Genomic DNA, 20,395 nt, shown 5'->3' with positions numbered 1-20,395 from the left:
CAACAGGTCAGAAACTTACATTGATACCAAATGTGAAAGTGCGCGCCTGCCCAACCGAGTTCTTCTCTACACCCGGCGTTGTATTGGAATTACCATTCACAGAAGACTCAGGGTCTGTACCCGTATATTTGGTAATTAGAAATAGGTTAGCTCCCTGAACGTACACGCGCACTGCCGACAAGCCGATTGAAGACAAAGCCTGCGAATTAGGTAGGCGATAGCCCAGAGAAGCATTTTGCAGGCGTATAAAGTCTGCTTTCTCGGCATTGGCAGAAACAGGGAACGAAGAACCGCTCGAGGTCTGGTCGTTATAAACCAGACGAGGAATATCTGTAATATCACCCGGTTTTTGCCAGCGGTTCAGTATCTCGGTTGAATTGTTATATGCTCTCTGGTCTAGCAAAGTAGCACGTGTACCGTTCATGATATAATTACCGCCTGAATACGAGAGATTAATACCCAGGTCGAAGTTTTTATATTTGAAATTATTAGCCAACCCTCCGTAAAAGGTAGGCAAGGCATTGCCTATCAGGTAATAATCGGCACCGGTAATGGCAGGCGCTTTTGTGCCGTCAAGGTAAGTCCATTGGCTTTGGCCCGGTAGCACAACCTGACTGAACTGCACTTGTTGTCCTTTTGCATTGATAAAAATGCGCTGCCCGTTAGCCGGATTCACACCCGCCGTTCTGGCGCCATACAAGCTACCTACCGAATGCCCTACACGTGTAATGTTGGTGGTTTCATAGGCTACGTGTGTAGTACCTATTATATCGGTATTGCCGTCAGCCAGCGCCGTAACTCTGTTTTTCAGGGTCGTAATATTGAATGAGGCATTCCACGAAAAATCTCCCTTACGCAAAATGCTGGCATTAATGCCTAACTCAACACCCCTGTTATACATAGAACCCACATTGCCCAGAATGGCATTGCCCGGAATCCCCTTTGATACCGCCTGCGGCGCGCTTAATATCAAACCATCAACATCGTTGTTAAAATAAGTTGCCTCCAGTTGTATTCGGTCGTTCAGAAAACCCAGCTCTGCACCTATGTTGGTTTGCTTGCTGGTTTCCCACCCTAAGTTTGAGTTTCCAGCCTGTGCAATAGCCCAGGTAGCCGCATTGCCGTACAATGAACCGCTGTATAGTTCAAGAGAACTGTATTCGTTGCTTAAATTGCCGTTCCCGACTCTGCCCCAGCTGGCTCTCAGTTTCACACTGTTAAGTACTCTTGTCAGTGAAGAGTTTTTGTAAAATCCTTCGTCAGACAGTTGCCAGCTACCAGAAACACCACCAAAGTTGCCCCATTTACGGCCGGTACCCAGCGCAGAGTTACCGTCGCGGCGGAAGTTGAAAGTAACAAAGTATTTTTTATTGTAGTCGTAGTTCAGGCGGGCAAAAGAAGAAAGAAATACACGTTGGCCGATTTCGTTGTTGGCAGCGGCAATTGCGCCCCAGTTACCCTGATAATTCTCGAAGAAGGGGTCAGAGGTCTGTGTTCTTGAAGCACCCCATGACGACACATCAAATTTCTGGATGTCGTAGCCTATCAAGGCAGCTACACTGTTTTTTGCCCCAATAGCGAAGTTATAACCTAAGGTGTTTGTCCAGTTCCAGTTGTCTCTCAGGCCTGAGGTATTGGTGGCATTCCCTCTGCTTGAAAAACCATTTCCTTGAATCGCGCTGTCGAAACTTACTGTTTCTGTTTTAAGTCGGTCAACTGCATAGGTGGTAGTGAACTTCAGGTTTTTAATAATCTCGGCATCTAATGTAAAGTTGGCAATCACCCGGTCGTTGGCAGAGGTATACCTGTTTTCGTTGAGCAAAGCCACCGGATTACCCCAGTTACTGACAAACTTATTGTTACCTACGCCAATGGTATTTGGGCTCGCCGGGTTTACATTGTAGCTTCCGTCGGCATTAAACGGCCCTACATTGGGCGGAAGAGCAATGGCTAAACGTGCTACCCCAACCAGAAAGAAATTAGAATTAGGCAATGAACCGGCATAAGGTGATTCATTAAAGCTGGTGTTATAAGACAAGCCGCCTTTGAACTTCAACCATGAGGTAAGCTCCTGGTCGATATTGAAACGAACCGCCTTTCTGTTGAATTCATTGCCTACCAGAAAACCATTCTGTTTGGTAAAGTTTGCTGAAAAGTAATAGTTTGTTGATGAAGTGCCACCCGACACGCTTAAATTATGGCTTTGGGAAACCCCCTGACGGTAGATGTAATCATACCAGCGGGTATCTACAGGTTTGTTGCTGGCATCGGTATTCGGAAAAAACAGGGCAGATGCCACGTTGTCGTTATTGGCATTGCCACCTAGTACTTTAGCATTTAAAACTGCCTCATTTTTAATGGCTATAAACTGTTCTGCATTTAAAAGTTCAGGCAAACGGGTAACATTAGATACCCCTGCCCATGCTTCGTAGGTGATACGTGGTTTACCTGTTTTACCCCTTTTGGTAGTAACCAGAATGACACCTCCGGCTGCACGTGAGCCATAGATTGCAGTTGAGGCGGCATCTTTCAGTACGTCTATCGACTCTATGTCAGCCGGGTTGATGTCTCCCAAAGGGTTATTGGGTACTGCTGTGCTGGTAGATATATTACCGGTGTTGATAGGTATACCATCTACCACCACTAAAGGATACGAACTTAAAGAGATGGAATTAACCCCACGTATACGGATAACCGGCGGGTTGTTTAACACACCATTGGGCTGTGCTATGTTTACCCCGGCGGCACGGCCAGACAGCGCCTGGTCAAAACTCTGAATAGGTTGTTCTTTTACCACGTCTCCGCTAACCCTTGCTGCCGAACCCGTAAATTCTGCTTTGGTTTGGGTGCCATAGCCAACTACCCTTACTTCGCTGAGTAGTTTTGCCTCTGATACCAAATCAACAGAAACTGAGGCGCTATTGCCCACCACTTTTTCAATGGTGGTATATCCTATAAATGAGAAGACCAGTGTGCTGCTTTCTGCAGCCTGAATCTTATAGCTACCTGTTAAATCAGTAATAACACCAGTGTTAGTGCCTTTTACTGTTACCGAAACACCCGGCAGCGCTTCGCCGTTGTCTTTGTCCTTTACTGTGCCTGTTATGGTTTTTGACTGCGCAAAAACATGAGCAGATAAATGAACTAAAATCAATAAAGTAAATGTAGACCTGTTAAATTTCATGATGTGCTGTTTGATTAATTGACCGAAGGTTCTGAGATATAATGGTAAATGATGCGGTTGATAGCATTCGGCTATCTGGAAAATGCTTCTTAACAATGGCAGTTCTGGGTCGGCATTGTATTATTTCAGCATTGCATTAGTCTTTTCAATTGTATTTTGAATGAAGAAGAGACTAAAATCCTGACGCGACACTTTCGTGCAATAGCGGTACCCATTATACTTTATAACCTTTCAGATAAGTATTTAAAGACGTTGAAAAGGGCTTTAACCTTACTCTTTGAATATAGTTAATGACATTCTGAGCGAAGATTAAAGCGTTTATTCCTGAAAAAAATCGGGTAATAAACGTATTGAGCCTACTTGATAAAATCGGGCTGTAGAAATGTACTTTTACATTCTTTTTCATTTACTTTGTAATGGTTAAATAAAAAAATAAGGTGCCTGAAGGTTATTCTAACCTTCTTAATCATTCGCAATGAGCCTTTTTTTGACCTACCACTCTTGTTCCAGCAGGAGTGGTATTTTTTTAATTCATATATGCTTCTTTGGGTTTAAATTAATTAATGTTTCAAGGGTTGTCAGCAGTAGGTAGATTGGGAGAAGGTATTAGTAATACAATACTCTACTAAATCTATCGACAAAATAAATTAATAGATTCTTAGCCTGCAAGATAATTTTAAACTAAATGTGTGTATCTTAGTAAAGTACAAATTATAATTTAATTAATGATGCGCAATGCAGTGTTTAAAGGTTTGTTAAGGTCAGAGAATAGATATTTCATGGTTGCAGGGCGGCAATAACTTATAGTTGTGCCTTAATAAAATACAATAAACTATATAATATATATGATAAGTAGGATAATAGAAGAATTTTATTTAAGCTTGCACCTTAATACGCTTTAAAAAGAAATTAGTGACCTACGAATCAATTTTATAAAGACAATTCAATGAATTTTATTATTAGGCCTATTATTATTTTACTTGTTTTTTCTATCTATTCCAGGGCCGGAGATTTTGAGCTTACACCCGGGTTTCAAAAGGCATATACCGAGGTTTTTAAATATAAAATTCGGACAGCTAGAAATCTTTTGGTAAATGAAAAGAAAGACAGCCCTTTCAGAGCTTATCTTGAAAGTTATATTGACATGGTAGAATTGTTGAATTCAGACGATGAAGAATACTATGAAAGAATAAAGCACAGAGAGGGAGAGCGACTGGATTTAATTTAGGACCTGGATGAAAAATCTATATATAACCGTTTTCTCAGAGCTGAAATTAAAATGCACTGGGCATTAAATAAACTTCGGTTCGGGCATGAACTTAAGGCCGCCTTTAATATTATAGAGGCTTCTAAATTGCTGGAAGAAAATCAGAGGTTGTTTCCTGGCTTTCTGCCCAATTACAAATCGCTCGGATGTCTTCATATTATTGTCGGGTCGGTACCTGACAATTTCAAATGGGCGCTTAAAATACTTGGGCTAAAAGGAAATGTTAGTCAAGGTTTGCTTGAATTAGATAAGGCAGCAAAAGATCCTTTGTGGGGCAATGAAGCAAGATATTGTTCTTATTATATACAGGCTTTTGTAGGAAAAATAGATGAAAAAGAGCAAGCCGAATTAATGAAGTTTATAGAAAGTCAACCTGATAATTTAAATGTACATTTTATTGGTTTAGCAGTATCAATGCGCGCTAATAATGCCGAACTAACCCATAAAATTCTTAAAAAGCTGCCAGCAGGAAATGAATACATCGCATGCCCAATTCTTGACCTTTACAGAGCCGATGTAGCATTAATGAGGCGTCAGTACCAGCAAGCCAATGGCTTTTATGGCCTCTATCTTAAAAACGTAAAAATCAAAACTTTTGTGAAGGATACTTATTTCAAATTGTTTTTAAGTAATTATCTCATGAATAATGATAAACTGGCACTAGCATACCTTTCTAAAATTCCGGCAGTAGGCAGCACAATTAGTGAAGGGGATAAGGCGGCTGAAAAATTTTATGAAAGTTATGCCAAAGGTCATGTTTTACCCAATAAAGAATTATTGCAGGCAAAACTTGCATTAGACGGGGGGTATTATCCTGATGCACTTGATTTAATAGCAGCAATAACCGAGCAGAAGTTAATTACACAAAAGGAGAAAACAGAATATTTCTATCTGGCAGGGAAAGCCTTCCAGAAGAATAACCAAGCCGACAAAGCGATTGGTTATTTCGAAAAGGCAATTGTGCTCAATGAAAAGCAACCCTGGTATTTTGGTGCTGGTGCGGCTCTGCAATTAGGCTATATTTTTCAGGAAAAAGCCCAGAAAAATCAAGCAAAAATTTATTTTGAGAAAGCGATCTCTTATAAAAATCATGAGTACAAAAATACAATAGACAGCAAAGCCAGAGCCGCTCTTTCAGAAATGGGATTCAGAATTAATTAACGGCCCGGGTAGTAAATTAACAGCGTAGCTGCATTAGGAATTTAAAGGTTACCCTAGGGCATTTATTGGCGGTTTTTGAAGTATATTAAAAAGAAAGTTTTCAGAGGGTTCAGGAAATGAAACTGGCGTACCTGATAAAATGCCAGACAAGGAATTATAGGTTAGGTATATCGGGGTTATATAAGTTGAATAAATTCATGGCTATTCAAAAAAGCCGCAATGGGTACCATGAGTTGAATTACAAACACATTCAGCCCGCAAACGCGCTCAGAAATGATTTTTTTGTTCTAAGGAAAAAAAATATGACCTAGAAGGCATAACTATTATGAATCCAATCAATGAATTTGTGAAGCAAAAACGCACAATTAACGCAGGAAGAATTGGCTCAGAAAGCAGGGGTGGGTTTGCATTTATTGCGCAAGTTGGGAGAAAGGAAAACTACCCTCAGGCTCGACGAGTTGAATCAGGCACTGGATATGCTCGGCAATGATACTCGGGGGTTATCAGAAAGGAGGTGGGGGATGAATAGAGCCCGTGGCTTATGTTTCCTTTTTTTGTTGGATTGATTCCTGAAGGAGGATTAATGGATATTGCTGTGGAGAATTGAAAAATTAATCCGCGCGACCGTATGCGATTATTGCGGGCTACCTGCCGCAATTTGCAGCATTCCTAAGCTGTGAGTTTTTACCCGAAACACACCAATTATGCTTACCATCATAGTTTTAGAGCTTACGATAAGTTACTATTGTACCGTAATTTAACTGGCTACTGAAATGTTGACGCAACAATTGTACACGCAATGGCTTGAAGCCCGAACCAGACTTTCAAATCAATTCAAGCAAATAACTGGAACAGACCTTTTGAAAAAGCTTGGGGATTCCCCCAATTCTGCCGGCTTTCTGATTCGCCATATTGCAGACGTTGAGCTGCTCTTCGCTAAAAATGTGTTCAAATACAACGAAGTAAAGGTTGTTGCAAAGACAGTGATTGACCAGAAAGATACCGGCGAATGGACAGATTTAGCAGAATTGCTGCAATACCAGCAATATGCATGTCAGATGTTAGAAGAGGCCATCTTAGCACAGCAGGATTCAGATTGGGATGAACTCATCACCACCAAAGAGTTTGGAACAAAAACAAAAATTGAGGCATTAGGTCGCATTATCTCACATACATCCTATCATGCAGGTCAGTTGGCTATCGTTGTAAAGTATGGAGTTTTATGAGGCATTCAGACACGAGTAATACCAGCACAAAATTGAAATAGCTTTTAGCGGGTTCTTAAAAAGAGTCAATTGAATCAGTTTAAAGCTGAAACTTGCAAGGTTGGATGTTAGGCCGGGCTGGAAGAAAACAATGCAAGGTTTAATATGGCAGCAATGCGTTTTTTCTGCTATTTTTTTGGCAAGGCTTACCACAGAAAAGTTAATATGTATAAAATCAGGCAGAAAAAAGAAGTACTAATGAAAGGGGGCATCGAAGGGTGAGATGGTACATACCAAATAATCCAAAACTACGGCTTGCTGCTGCGTAACGTAAAATAATATTATACCGGTGAACTCCCAAAATCATACCTGATGCTGTAATTGTTTAGGCATAAGCCACTCACTTGTATTTAACCAATATTATTCGGTACTCATGAAAAAGACTTTCCCAATATTAGTTACTGTCTTAAGCCTGACTGTAATTAGCTCTTGCAAAACCAAAGAAATTGTACCTGTCCCTCCAACTTTAGACACCATTACGGTTGCTGAAACAACCTTTGCTTCGGTGCTGCTTTCATGCGCAATTAGCAATGTTGGCAATCAATCTATTTCTGATTATGGTTTTGTTTATTCTGAAACCAACGCAACCCCCACTTTGGCAGATTCAAGAATAGCTCATGGAGCGGTATCGGACCCGAAGGTTGCGTCCATAAAATTTTCAGACGTTGTGAAAGGCCTAAAACCAAGCACTAATTATTTTGCAAGGTCTTATTCTGTAATTGCTTCCGGAACAGTTTTTGGACCTGTCATGACCTTCAAAACTGCTGATGTTATTCAACCTGCTATAAAAACTGATGCCGTCATTCTGGTTTTTACAACTAGTGCAAAATTAAGAGGAATTGTAGAAACAAAAGGCTCTTTTGATGTAAGCGAGTACGGCATTTGCTGGTCGTCGACCAACAACCTTCCAACAACAACCGATTCGAAATCAGGTAAAACTAATATTAGTGTTTTTCCTACGATTTATACCGTAGATGCAACTAATTTGACACCAAATACAGCTTATTATTTTCGCGCATTTGTTGTTTCCAATGGCGTAACTACCTATGGTGACGCTCTGAAATTCAATACTTTAGCCATAACGCAGCCAACTATAAAAACCCTGGATGCCACCACAACTTCTACCACTTCTGTTAAAATTAACGGAGTAGTTGAATCGGGCGGAAATTCTGCTGATATCACCGAATATGGCATTTGTTGGTCGCAAAGATTTTCAACACCAACAACTGAGCATTCTAAAGCAAAAATACCCGATAGCATAATGATTTTCCCAAAGACATTTTCGGTAAACATTTATAGTTTAAATAGCAATATAGAGATTTTTTACAGGGCTTATGTTATATCTAATGGGGTAGTAAGCTATGGAGACATAAAAACTTATAAACTCGAAACAGAGGGTTTTCCTACTTTAACTACCGGAAATGCCACGCATATTTCGGCGACCTCCCAAAAATTAAATGGTACTATTAACACCAGAGGTAATTATGCAATTACTGAATACGGTGTTTGTTGGTTTTATATCAACGACTTTTCAAATACCTTACCTATAACTTGTATTTCAGGAGCTACCATTCAAGGTAGTCCAACGGCTTTTCCGGCCACATTTTCTATTGACGCCACAAACCTGAATGCAGGTACTTTATATATCTATCGTGCTTTTGTTGTTGCAAATGGAATAACTACCTATGGCAACGAAAGAATATTTTTTAAGGAGGCCAGCCCTAATTAATTCGCTGTTTCTTTCTTCAACGCCTTTGCGTATAAACGAGTTGGAAATCCAGAAGCATAGGGTCGTAGCTTCCTTTCTTACGCCATTTAGCCTGTCTTTTTTTGCCTTATATGTAATTGTATTTTCAATGAAGTTAGGCTTATCCGTATTCTAGCCATTCTGGGTCGTGCCATCACTATAAATCAGTAACAGTATATAATCAACAGGCTTCTACGAATTAACGACCATTTGTTTTTGTAGTATGTGTAGATAAAGTAGAATAAAACAAATATAACAAAAAATATTAGTCTACTTATTTGGTAGATTATATATAATAATATTAGTTTTGTTTCAGTTGCTTAAAGCTGTATCTATTTCAATAAATAATTACTTCTCTTTTTACAAAAGTAGTTACTCAAGGCAGGAAAAGTAAAGTATTGATTGATGATATGCTGAAAGGCAAAAGACAAGAAAAAGCCTAAAAATGCCACTCTTGCGGGAACAAGAGTGGCTGGTCAAAACAAAGGCTCATTGCGACATGATTGTGGCGATTGCGATGCAATCGGCCAGGTACCTAATTGTTTAATTTAACCATTACAAAGTAAATGAAAAAAAACGTACTTGTACAGTTTTTGCTGGCTATTCTGCTGATTCCTTCGGTAGCTTTGGCCCAGCAATCAGATGCAACCATTAATTCTACGCTTTCCGGGAGGGTAATTGACGAAAAAACCAAAGAGCCACTCATTGGTGCATCTGTGCAAATTAAGGGAACTACCCATGGAGTCATTACTGATGTTGATGGCAAATTTTACTTCAAAACCGGCCAGAAATTCCCCTATACACTAGTTGTAAATTTTATTGGGTATGAGCCCCTAGAAATTTTGGCTTCAACAAGCACCATTATTGTGCCGTTGAAGACCAATGCACAACAATTGAACGAAATTGTTGTGGTTGGTTATGGTACTCAGGAACGCAAAAACCTGATTGGCTCAATTACCAAAGTAGACCCCGCCGAAGTCAATGCGATACCTGTCGGCAGCATTGATGCCCAGCTTCAGGGAAAGGTGTCTGGTGTGCAGATTTCTTCACCCACCGGCGTACCCGGCGAAACAGTAAACGTAAGGGTACGTGGCGCCACCTCAATTAATGCCGATAACGACCCTCTGTATGTTATTGACGGTGTTTTTGTAAATAGCAATAGTTTACAGACAATCAGCACCGGCGGCAAATCTACTTCGCCCATTGCAGATCTTAATCCGGTCGATATACAGAGTATTGAAGTTTTAAAAGATGCCGAAGCAACCGCATTGTATGGGTCAAGAGGAGCCAACGGGGTTATTTTGATTACCACCAAAAGAGGGAATTTTGAACAGGCCCCCAAGGTTAATTTCAACGTAAGCTACGGGCAGGCCAAAGCAATTAAACTCTGGGAGCTAACTACAGGGCCTGAACACGCCCAGCTTGTAAACGAATGGTGGATAAACACAGGAAAAGACACGCCATCATTAAACAGAACTTTTGCCAATCGGCCATTCAGGCCGGTTTCAGAAGGCGGGCGGGGGCTTCCGGAAGAACAGCAAACCTACGACCGCTTGAGCGAAGCTTTTCGAACAGCAACTTTGCAGAACTATGATATCTCGTTGGTTGGTGGCACAAAAACAACAAAGTACTATATAGGTGGTGGATACAATGCTCAGGAGTCTATCTTAAGGCCAATTACTTTTAACAGGGCAAGCTTTAAAGTAAATCTCGATCAGAAGATAAACGACAAAGTTCAGATAGGCGTAAGCAATTCATTCAGCCGTACCTATCGCAATCAGGCGCGGGCGGGTGATGGCCCGCAAGGGGGCTTGCTGCAGGCAGCTTTGCATACACCAACATATCTTTCTCCAACCGAAAACGGCGTTCTGGTTGGCAGGGCAGGGTTTGACAACCTTACACTACTGCTGCAAAACTATGATGTACACTCAACCAGCCTCAGATACATAGGCAACTTATATGCAGAAGCCGAACTATTGCCTAATCTGAAACTTCGTTCGAGTTGGGGTGTAGATTATAATAACTACAACGAGTCTGAGTATTGGAATACTTTCCTTCTTCTGGGCGCTCAGGGTGGCCTTGCCACTTCTTCAATAAGTCAGTTCACGTCATTATTAAATGAACAGACACTTACGTATCGCCACAAAATAGGTAAAAAACATTCATTGGGTGTCGTTGTCGGTAATACTCTCCAAAGCGATGTACTCACCAGAACCTATGCCGAAGGCCGTGGATTTGCCAATAATTCATTTAAAATCATTTCTTCGGCAGCTACAACTACCAGTTCACAAAGTTGGAGTAAAAGCACGCTGGCCTCTTTCTTTGCCAAAGCAGATTATGCCTTTAATGGTAAATACCTCATTAACTTTAGTGTAAGAGCCGACGGCTCCTCAAGATTTGGTAATGACCGCAAATGGGGGTATTTCCCTGCCGTAGGTGCTGCCTGGCGTATCAAACAGGAAGACTTCCTCAAAGACCTGTCCTTCCTGACAGACCTGAAACTCCGCACCAGTTACGGTATTGTAGGTAACCAGAACGGTATAGGCAACTTTGCTGCTCAGGGACTCTGGACAGGCGGAGCATCTTATCAGGGTAGCCCCGGCATCGCTCCGCAGCAATTAGCCAATCCTGATTTGAAGTGGGAACGAACCAATCAGTTTAACGTAGGTCTGGATGCCGCCATTCTGAATGGCAGAATTGGCTTTGAGCTTAACTATTACACCAAATACACACGCGATGGGCTGCTTCAACTGGCTTTGCCAAGCACTACCGGTTTTGGCAGTTACTGGAGCAATGCCGCCGAAATCAGTAATAAAGGCTTTGAGCTGAATATCAACACCATTAACTACGAGGAAGGGGGTTTCAGATGGACAAGTAACCTGAACATAGCGCAGAATATCAATAAAATAGAAAAGCTTGAGAATCCGCTCCGCTATGGCAGCCGCGAATTAATTCTACAACAACAAGGTACTCCTCTTTATTCTTTCTGGGTTTACAAGCAGTTATATGTTGATTCTCAGACAGGCAACGTAGTCTATGAAGATGTAAATAAAGACGGCCAAATTACCGTTGCCGACCGCCAGATTATAGGCAGTATCTGGCCTAAATTCTTTGGTGGTTTTACTAATAATTTCAGTTATAAAGGTTTTGAATTATCTGCATTCTTGGCTTTCCAGTATGGCAATAAGGTATATAACCACAATAAGTTTTTTGGTGAAGGCGGCGGTGCCAGAGATGCAGCCCGTGTGATTTTTGCCAGTAACAATGCCAGATGGCAAAAACCCGGCGATATTACAGATGTGCCCAGACCAGACGGCGTGAATGTAAACAATTATCGTGACGGCGGAAGCCGCTGGCTGGAAGACGGCTCCTTCTTACGTCTCCGCAGCCTGAATCTGGCTTACAATTTCCCTAAAGCAGTGGCTGCCAGGCTAAAGGCAGACAACCTGAAAGTGTATCTGAACGGCACAAATTTATTCCTTTTAACCAAATACACAGGTTTAGACCCGGAGTCAAGCGCGAGCAGTGACCAGAACGCACAGGGTATTGATTTGGGTACGCCTCCACAGCCACGTAGTTTTCAGGCCGGCTTGAGCCTTACATTCTAAAAACTGATAACCAAAACTAAAGGAAATGAAATCATTAAAATATATTCTATCTGCAGGAATACTTACGCTGAGCGCATCCTGCAGTAATTTTCTGGATGTAAAACCTCTGGAATCTATTTCTGATACCCAAACCATTTTTGATAAAACTTCTGCCGAAACAGCTATACGGGGCGTGTACTCGGCATTAAGTAATGGCAGTTATTATGGTACAACTTTCCAGTCAATAGGCTATTTATCCGGTGATAATATTCAATGGACGGGCTCACAGTCGCAGGTGCAGGAATTTATCAATAAAAAAGTGCAACCTGAAAACTCAACCATCTCCGGAGCCTGGACAGCCATCTACCGTACCATCAATCGCGCCAATAATGTAATTGCCAAGGTACCTGCAGTAACAGACCCGCTTCTGACAGAGACGCTTAAAAATCAGATTGTTGGTGAAGCTTATTTTATACGGGCTTTGTCTTATTTTGATCTGGCTCGTACCTGGGGAGGCGTTCCTTTGATTACTAAACCAACTGCCGCACCGACTGAGAATAAAGGTGTGACCAGAAGTAGCCAGGCCGATACATACGCTTTGGTGCTGAAAGACCTTGAAACGGCTGAACCGTTGCTTCCTTTAACTACGGACCGTTACCGGGCTACACGCAAAACCGTATGGGCCTTGCGTGCGCGTTTGCATCTTTATCTGAAAGAATGGGCTAAAGCAGAAGAATATGCTTCAAAACTGATTAGTGATACGAACTATAAATTAGTAAAACCATACAGTTCTTTTTTTGCCAATGATGCCCGCGGTACGCAGGAGTCAGTCTTTGAAATTTTCTACAGTGCCAATGAACCTAACACGCATCGGGGGCAATGGCAACCCCAAACCAACGGAGGTACTCGCCAATGGGCTCCGAATGATGCCCTGATAACCTTGCTAAACGACCCTAAAATTGGCGGGGGCCGTAGTGCATTGGTAGCAAAAGATAATCAGAATCGCTGGTATGGCAACTTGTATTACCGTACACCCGCCACCGACCCGAGCTATATTTTCCGCATTGCCGAGCTGTATCTGATTCGTTCGGAAGCAAGAGCCAATCTGGGCAAAATAACAGATGGATTGGCAGACCTGAACGCCATACGTGACCGCGCAGCAATAGAGCCCAGCACCGCCTCTACAAAAGATGCACTTTTGCTTGCTGTTGAAAATGAAAGAAGAATAGAGTTTGCCCTTGAGCCACACCGTTGGTTTGATGTGGTACGTACTGGTCGTGCACCGCAGGTTTTTAATGTAACCGACCCAAACCGACTCTTGCTGCCCATTCCGGTTGGAGAAATTCAGATTGATAAAGCGCTTACCCAAAACCCGGGCTATTGATTTAAACTTACTCCGGCCGGTAAACCTGTATTGGCTACCGGCCGGATTACTCCTTTGGTTTTTAAGACACTTACCAAAACAAAATATTCTATGTCTAATATTCTTGAACTAAACTCGCAAACGAATTGGAGTAACAAGGAAAAAACCATTTTCAGGTTTTTTGCCATTTATTTCTTTTTGCAGGTATTGCCCCTAGACATTCGGTTTTTCAGACACCTTTTTTCAATCAACTGGTTGCATGTGCAATACCGCGATATCTTCTACCTGTCCAGGTATTCTCCTTCTTTTACCGGCCATGACAGCTTCCTTAACTGGATAATTATTGCACTTCTGGCTACCGCAGGTACATTGCTATGGGGCAAGGCTTATGCTAAACCAATTAATTATGACAAACTCTATTATTGGTTAAGAGTATTGGTGCGCTATCGGCTGGCAGCGGGTGTAATAACCTATGGTTTCCTTAAGTTTTTCCCTATTCAGGCCCCCTTTCCTTCTATCAGTAATCTCAATACCAATTACGGCGACTTTACCGCCTGGAAACTGTTCTCTCTTGGTTTGGGGGTTGTACCAGACTATCAGTCGTTTTTAGGGTTAGTAGAAGTTATCAGCGGCTTGCTTTTGCTCAATCGCAAAACTGCTACAATAGCCACCTTTATTATTCTGCCTTTTACGGGCAATATTGCCATTTCAAATATTGCTTATGAAGGCGGCGAATATGTATATGCTTTTTATCTGGTTAGACTTGCGCTCTATCTGTTTGCTTTTGATGCGGTACGACTGTTTAATCTGTTGTCGCTTCAAAAGCCTGTTCAGCCAAACCACTATCAGCCTGTTTTTGATAAAAAATGGAAACCATACCGGCTGAGTTTAAAATCAGTCTTTATATTGTTTTTTGTGGTGTTGTATGGTGCCAAAACCTATGCAGGGTATAAAAAAGGCGGATACCATTTTCCCGAAAAGAAAGGAATTGAACAAACAAGCGGCCTTTATAACGTAAGTGAGTTCAGATGGAATGGCCAGCTTTTACCATACTCCAGAACTGACTCTACCCGTTGGCAGAGCGTGGTTTTTGAAAAGTGGAATACCCTTAGTATTCAATCAAACAAGGCGGTTGTGTTAGAAAATCTGGTCACAGAAGAAATCTATGCAGATGACAAAGACCGAATTTATGAATTGGCAGGCACTCAGGGGCGGCACTATTACAGTTATGATTTTGACTCGACCCAATCAATTGTAAGGCTGAAAAATCGGAACAGACATTATCCTGGCGACCAATTGGTGCTGTCGTTTCAAAAAAAGAACGACTCCACAATTGTTTTGACTGGCTTAAGTGCCGGCAAGGATTCTGTTTATGCGGTGCTACATAAAATCAATAAAAAGTATCTTACAATTGAAGCCAAAAAAGCTGGTCGTAGAAATGCGCTCAAATTATAATTCTCAACCTCATAAAGCATCAAAATTATGTCTGATTCAAACCTAAAGATAGTTCAGGGAGATTTGAGAGAAGAATTACCTGAGAGAAAATCAAAAGACAATACATATAAACCATGGCAAAACTGGCAGAAAATAGCATTTCGCATTGCGTTCGTGTTTTTTATTGCCATGAGCTTGCCTAATAGCACAGACTGGTATAAGGAAATTTTTAATTTCAACTGGCTGCACCTCCACTACCGCGATTTATATGATATTGCACGTTTTGGCTCGGGTCTTAATATTTTTGGCAACCGGATTTTTGGGTCTACTCTGAATGGTTATGCCATTTGGGTAATAACGCTCATTTTTGCGGTGGTAGTGGGTCTTGTCTGGACGGCCATTGCTAAATACAGAAAAATTGAACCTGCCGGGTATAATCGATTATATTATTGGCTCAATGTGATAGTGCGTTATCGGGCTGGTATTGGCATTATCGGATTTGGTTTTACAAAATTGACACCCACTCAGTTGCCATATCCGTCATGGGGTATTCTGAACACCAATTTCGGAGATTTGACACTTCAGAAGATTTATTGGCTGTCGATAGGTATTGTACCCTGGTACGAGGTTTTTACAGGCGTTGTTGAGGTAGCCGCAGGCGCTTTATTGTTTTTCAGAGCCACTACATTCTGGGGGGCGGTGTTGCTTTTCGGTGCGCTGGCAGACATCGTGTATGTCAATTTTGCTTATGATGGCGGAGTGCATGTATATAGTTCCTATTTCGTTCTGTTTTCTGCCTTTTTGCTGGTTGGTTATATTCCGCAAATCTACAATCTGCTGATTCTTGAGAAATATACTGTGCCGGTGGTTTATTATCCGGTATTCTCAAAAGCATGGCAGAAAATCACCCGTATTTCTTTGAAAACAGCTACCATTGTGCTGTTTTTGCCTGTGTTTCTTTATCTGGCAGTAGTCAATTTTTTATATGACCCATACAAACAACCGGCCCTGAAGGGCATAAAAGAATTACGGGGCAACTATAATGTAACTGAGTTCAGAATCAATAATCGGGTTATTCCATACTCACCCTTAGACTCTATCAGATGGCAACAAGCCACTTTTGAAAAATGGACAACGCTTACTTTCAAAACCAATAAACCTGTAGAGCTGGATTTGTCGAATGGGGGAGGTGCTCCGATGCGCGACATCAACCGTACTTTTGAATTGACAGGTGTGGCTGGTGGCCAGCGTGTATTTTACTATGAAGCAGATACCATAAACCATGTATTGTATTTACAAGATAAAAACCGTGGTAACAGGCAGGAAGGCCGCGAGTTTTTAGGTAACAGGGCAGACTTTGGAGGCGATAACCGGACTGCCGCCCGGCCAACCAAAAGAACAGAAAAACCAAAGGCTGATAATTGGATACCGGATGAAGCAAAAGCAATTATAGGGTCGGAAGAAAAGAAAATTGAGCCAATTGCCTATTCAGCGCGTCGCACAAAAGGCATCGAGGCTGAAAGTCGCCCTACCAAACGTAACCGGATGGTATTGAATTATTCAGTATTGAACGGTGGCAACAGAGTGGTTTTATCTGGTATTAACGAAAAGAAAGATTCAATCAAGGTAGTGCTTGACAGATTCAATAAACAATATGTGCTTTCCCGTAGTACACTTGAGGCCGGAAAGTATGATTAAAATTCGGTTCGACTTGCATTTTTTTAAAATCAGAAACAGTGATTTATACACAAAAAACAATCATAAAACTGGTGTTTCCGCTAATTGGGGGCATTATTCTGAAGGTGGGTTATCATACCGGCGATTCAACCGTAAAAAGCGGGAAGCCCGCTGCTGTTTTTACTAATACGCAGATGTTTAGCGATACCACCCCGGATACATTTGGCTTTGGCAGAAAAGCATCACAAGCGGATATTGACCGGCTGGATATTGACATTCGCCCCGATGGGAAAGGCTTACCGGCTGGTGCCGGTATAGCCGTCAGGGGTAAACTGATTTTTGATAACAAATGTGCGGCTTGCCATGGCACAGGGGGAGTCGGTGGCCCAAATGGTTCATTGGTAACCAGCAAAACCCCTGCTAATGGCCGTAAGGAAAAAACGATTGGCAATTACTGGCCTTATGCCACCACTGTTTTTGATTACATCCGCCGGGCAATGCCATTTAATGCGCCAGGCTCGCTAAGCAATGAAGAGGTGTATCATTTAACAGCCTATTTATTAAATGCCAACCAGATAATTGATGAAAAAACTGTAATTAACGACCAGAACCTTTCTAAAATAGAGATGCCTGCCAGAAAGCTGTTTATACCTGACGACCGCAAAGGAGGGGCGGAAATCCGATGAAAATGGATAAGATTGTTGAAATAACGCAGGAGTTTCCTAAGAAAATATCCAGAAGAAAACTGCTGGGTGGTGCAGCTACGGCAGCGGTGGCCATTATACAGACAACCAAAGGGCAAACCATACAAAAAGGTATTCCGGAAAATGTTGTTGATGACCCCACCAAAAAATTAGGTGTCCTTGCGGGTGAAGTCGGAACGCGTTCGCCTTTTGTGAAATCTGTTAAAAAGTTTTCTGATATTTCGTCGAGGTCGCCACTGCAGGATTTTTACGGAATGATTACCCCATCAGACCTGCATTTTGAACGGCATCATGCGGGCGTGCCAGCCATTGACCCCACCAAACATGAATTACTCATTCATGGATTGGTGGAAAAACCATTGGTTTTTACCATTGCTGATTTAAAGCGTTTCCCTTCTGTTTCACGCATTGCTTTTTTAGAATGTTCAGGAAATTTCAGAGGAGGGAAAGAAAATCTTACACCGCAGGATATTTGTGGACTAACCAGCCAGAGTGAGTGGACAGGTGTTAAACTTTCAACGCTTTTCAGAGAAGTGGGGGCGAAACCCAATGCCACGTGGTTTCTGGCCGAAGGTGGCGATGCTGCTGTAATGACCCGTAGTATTCCTGTAAAAAAAGGATGGGACGATGCCATAGTGGCTTATGCTCAGAATGGAGAGCCGCTCAGACCAGAGCAGGGTTTTCCTGTCAGGCTTTTTCTGCCCGGCTGGGAGGGTAACACCAGTGTTAAGTGGCTCCGCCGACTGGAATTATCAGATGCTCCATACTACACAAGAGAAGAAACATCCAAATATACCGAGCCCATTAAAGACGGGAAATACAGGATTTTCAGTTTTGATATAGATGCGCGCTCTATTATTACTTTTCCTGCGTATCCGCAACAGGTTGAAAAAGGCTGGATAGAGATTCGGGGGTTGGCCTGGTCAGGCAGAGGAAAGGTGATTAAAGTTGAAGTAAGCACCGATGCCGGTAAAAACTGGCAGGTGGCACAACTCAACGAACCCGTTTTAGACAAAGCACACGTGCAGTTCAGGCATTTATGGCAGTGGAGAGGGCAGGAAACTGAGATTCTGAGCAGAGTAACAGATGAAACAGGCTATACACAGCCTACATTAAAGCAGTTATTTGAGGCCAGAGGCAGCGAAGGTGGCTACCACATGAACCCGGTTACAGCCTGGCAAATTAAACCAGACGGACGTGTTTTGTTTAAACCGGAAATACTCCGTTAGAAAGATTCATGGCATTCGTTTGTATATAGTGAAGCCAAATGCCCTATACAATAACCGTAAAATGTATCAAAGAGGATAGAATTTATCGTAAACAATGTGCCAACCTCGGTAGAAGTTGACCCCGACGCGTCTATTATGGGTTAACAGAGATATACAGAACCTGAAAGCCACCAAAAACAGTTGTGGCAAAGCTTGGTTTGGTGCCTGTACCTTCTCTTAAAATTTATAGTTCAGTATGAAACCGTTTAAAAATCACTATTTCCTGAAATAATAATCTGCAAGCGCGTTTGCAATCGCACGTGGATTGGCTTCGTCTGTATTGGTTAATATAATAATTGATAGTCCGTCATTTACAAAACGTGCAAACACAGACCTGAAGCCAATATTTGAACCACCATGGACAATTAATTTATGCCCTTTGTATTCATCTATTAACCATCCAAAACCATAGTATTCCTTTGATTCAGCCCTGGCGGTAGTTTTAATGAACGGCTCCCATAGCTTTTCCCAATTGTCTTTTTTAAGAATAATATCCTTTTTGCTTAACACCTTCTCCCAATTAATCATATCAGAAGAAGTGGAAAGAAATCCGCCACTCGGCCTAATACCAAGCATGGCTGTTGCATTAATCAGGGTGTCGCGTTTATGCATATAACCAGCAGCGCGATTAGGGATAATCCGATAAAAATCTGTCAGGTAGCTATGGGTCATGCCAGCAGGGACAAATAATTTTTCTTGGATGTAATCCTGCCAGGGCCTGCCACTAACCTGTTTTATAATTTCAGCCAGCATAAAGTATGCTAAATTGCAATACTGGTATTTTTCACCGGTTTTAAAAACCAACGGTAAGTTATAGGCAGACCTGATAACATCTAAATCAGGTTGAATTTTAAAATTGTCGTAGGCCGGCGCTTCTCTTTGCAGGCCTGATGTGTGCGACATCAGATGTTTAATTTGGATAGGTCGCCAGGTTTCCGGCGCATCCGGAAAGAACTTGTGCACCGAATCATCAATGCTTAGTTTTCCTTCTTCCACTAATTTCATGACAGCGGTTGTAAAAAACTGCTTACTAACCGACCCCAGCCTGATTACCGTTTCAGAAGTAACCGGTGCATTTAGTTCTACATTAGCCAGCCCGTAACCTTTATTTACAATAGCCTGACCATTTTTTATGACAGCCAACGAAAGTCCAACAATTTTTTGCTTCTCCATCATCTTTTTGACAATGATATCAGTACTATCAATCTGCGCAAATGAGAAACAGGGAAGAAAGACAAAAAGCAGGAGTTTTTTCATAACATGGTAATCGTTTATTGTTCCGGTGTTTGTTTATTACATAATATGCTAAATATATACATTATATGTCAATTAGAGCAAGGAAGAAGCGCAATTAGGCTCAAAAAAGTGAATTTTACACTTTGGAATTATTAAACAGTGAAGCCCGGTTTATCAGAAAACAGATGAGTGGTAAGTAGCGCATGGGATATGTTTTTTTGAACGGCTGACAGGTGTCCTTTTTAAAGATGAAACGGTAGCAATTTTCAGTAAGATGGTGATAATCTTAAACAGGAAAACACCCGGGCTAGTACCATCTACCTCAACCTCTAAAGGTGTCTGTAAAAGTTGTTTAAGAAGTGGAGCAAATATCCCTTTCTCTCCATTGAAAGCTTATGCCTGTAACAGCCTCTTTTTCTAATTTTGCAAAATCATATTCTTGGGTTGTTTGCATCATAAACCCATGGTTTATTTGAGATTAACATTTTAACTGAATTTTCAC

12 protein-coding genes are annotated in these 20,395 nt (G+C 41.7%); 10 read left to right on the top strand and 2 right to left on the bottom strand.

Annotation, left to right across the window (positions count from 1 at the left end):
• Positions 1–7: 7 nt before the first annotated feature.
• A complete protein-coding gene (locus C0V77_RS20855; protein WP_101728329.1) occupies positions 8–3,184 on the bottom strand; it encodes a TonB-dependent receptor in 3,177 nt (1,058 codons plus the stop codon).
• Between the two features lie 946 nt (positions 3,185–4,130).
• Here C0V77_RS20855 and C0V77_RS20850 point away from each other — a divergent pair.
• The 10 genes from C0V77_RS20850 (at position 4,131) to soxC (ending at position 18,618) form a co-directional block, all read left to right on the top strand.
• Complete coding sequence (locus C0V77_RS20850; protein ID WP_101728328.1) at positions 4,131–4,412, top strand: hypothetical protein; 282 nt, start codon at positions 4,131–4,133, stop codon at positions 4,410–4,412.
• Between the two features lie 126 nt (positions 4,413–4,538).
• The gene (locus C0V77_RS20845) at positions 4,539–5,612 is read left to right on the top strand and encodes a M48 family metallopeptidase (RefSeq protein ID WP_158237982.1); all 1,074 of its coding nucleotides are present in this window, start codon (positions 4,539–4,541) and stop codon (positions 5,610–5,612) included.
• A 773-nt stretch (positions 5,613–6,385) separates the two neighbouring features.
• Positions 6,386–6,838 (top strand): DinB family protein, encoded by a 453-nt coding sequence (locus C0V77_RS20825; RefSeq protein ID WP_101728325.1) that lies wholly within the window; start codon positions 6,386–6,388, stop codon positions 6,836–6,838.
• Positions 6,839–7,250: 412 nt separating this feature from the next.
• Positions 7,251–8,606, top strand: a complete 1,356-nt coding sequence (locus tag C0V77_RS20820) for a hypothetical protein (protein ID WP_101728324.1) — start codon at positions 7,251–7,253, stop codon at positions 8,604–8,606.
• A gap of 584 nt (positions 8,607–9,190) precedes the next feature.
• On the top strand, positions 9,191–12,232 hold the full coding sequence (locus tag C0V77_RS20815; protein ID WP_101728323.1) for a TonB-dependent receptor: 3,042 nt from the start codon (positions 9,191–9,193) through the stop codon (positions 12,230–12,232).
• Positions 12,233–12,257: 25 nt separating this feature from the next.
• Positions 12,258–13,595 carry a RagB/SusD family nutrient uptake outer membrane protein gene (locus C0V77_RS20810; protein ID WP_101728322.1) on the top strand — a complete coding sequence of 446 codons (1,338 nt, stop codon included), beginning with the start codon at positions 12,258–12,260 and terminating at the stop codon, positions 13,593–13,595.
• 90 nt (positions 13,596–13,685) lie between these two features.
• Positions 13,686–15,029 carry a hypothetical protein gene (locus C0V77_RS20805; protein WP_101728362.1) on the top strand — a complete coding sequence of 448 codons (1,344 nt, stop codon included), beginning with the start codon at positions 13,686–13,688 and terminating at the stop codon, positions 15,027–15,029.
• A gap of 27 nt (positions 15,030–15,056) precedes the next feature.
• Positions 15,057–16,706, top strand: a complete 1,650-nt coding sequence (locus C0V77_RS20800) for a hypothetical protein (protein WP_229236339.1) — start codon at positions 15,057–15,059, stop codon at positions 16,704–16,706.
• Positions 16,707–16,744: 38 nt separating this feature from the next.
• Positions 16,745–17,371, top strand: a complete 627-nt coding sequence (locus C0V77_RS20795) for a c-type cytochrome (RefSeq protein WP_310587063.1) — start codon at positions 16,745–16,747, stop codon at positions 17,369–17,371.
• Between the two features lie 2 nt (positions 17,372–17,373).
• Entirely contained in the window at positions 17,374–18,618 is a 1,245-nt protein-coding gene (gene soxC / locus C0V77_RS20790; RefSeq protein WP_409012805.1) for a sulfite dehydrogenase, read from the top strand.
• Positions 18,619–18,873: 255 nt separating this feature from the next.
• Here the strand turns inward: soxC and C0V77_RS20785 are convergent, their stop codons facing one another.
• On the bottom strand, positions 18,874–19,914 hold the full coding sequence (locus C0V77_RS20785) for a serine hydrolase (protein ID WP_101728320.1): 1,041 nt from the start codon (positions 19,912–19,914) through the stop codon (positions 18,874–18,876).
• Positions 19,915–20,395 lie beyond the last annotated feature (481 nt).

The sequence above is a fragment of the Emticicia sp. TH156 genome, from assembly GCF_002855535.1.
Classification (GTDB): Bacteria; Bacteroidota; Bacteroidia; order Cytophagales; family Spirosomataceae; genus Emticicia; species Emticicia fluvialis.
Note: the sequence above shows the minus strand (reverse complement) of the source record. Positions and strands in the feature narration are given on the sequence as shown.

Coding starts and splice junctions, on each gene's coding strand:
- C0V77_RS20820 (WP_101728324.1), top strand. CDS start 7,251: ATGAAAAAGACTTTCCCAATATTAGTTACTGTCTTAAGCCTGACTGTA.
- C0V77_RS20800 (WP_229236339.1), top strand. CDS start 15,057: ATGTCTGATTCAAACCTAAAGATAGTTCAGGGAGATTTGAGAGAAGAA.
- C0V77_RS20815 (WP_101728323.1), top strand. CDS start 9,191: ATGAAAAAAAACGTACTTGTACAGTTTTTGCTGGCTATTCTGCTGATT.
- C0V77_RS20805 (WP_101728362.1), top strand. CDS start 13,686: ATGTCTAATATTCTTGAACTAAACTCGCAAACGAATTGGAGTAACAAG.
- C0V77_RS20785 (WP_101728320.1), bottom strand. CDS start 19,914: ATGAAAAAACTCCTGCTTTTTGTCTTTCTTCCCTGTTTCTCATTTGCG.
- soxC (WP_409012805.1), top strand. CDS start 17,374: ATGGATAAGATTGTTGAAATAACGCAGGAGTTTCCTAAGAAAATATCC.
- C0V77_RS20850 (WP_101728328.1), top strand. CDS start 4,131: ATGAATTTTATTATTAGGCCTATTATTATTTTACTTGTTTTTTCTATC.
- C0V77_RS20810 (WP_101728322.1), top strand. CDS start 12,258: ATGAAATCATTAAAATATATTCTATCTGCAGGAATACTTACGCTGAGC.
- C0V77_RS20825 (WP_101728325.1), top strand. CDS start 6,386: ATGTTGACGCAACAATTGTACACGCAATGGCTTGAAGCCCGAACCAGA.
- C0V77_RS20855 (WP_101728329.1), bottom strand. CDS start 3,184: ATGAAATTTAACAGGTCTACATTTACTTTATTGATTTTAGTTCATTTA.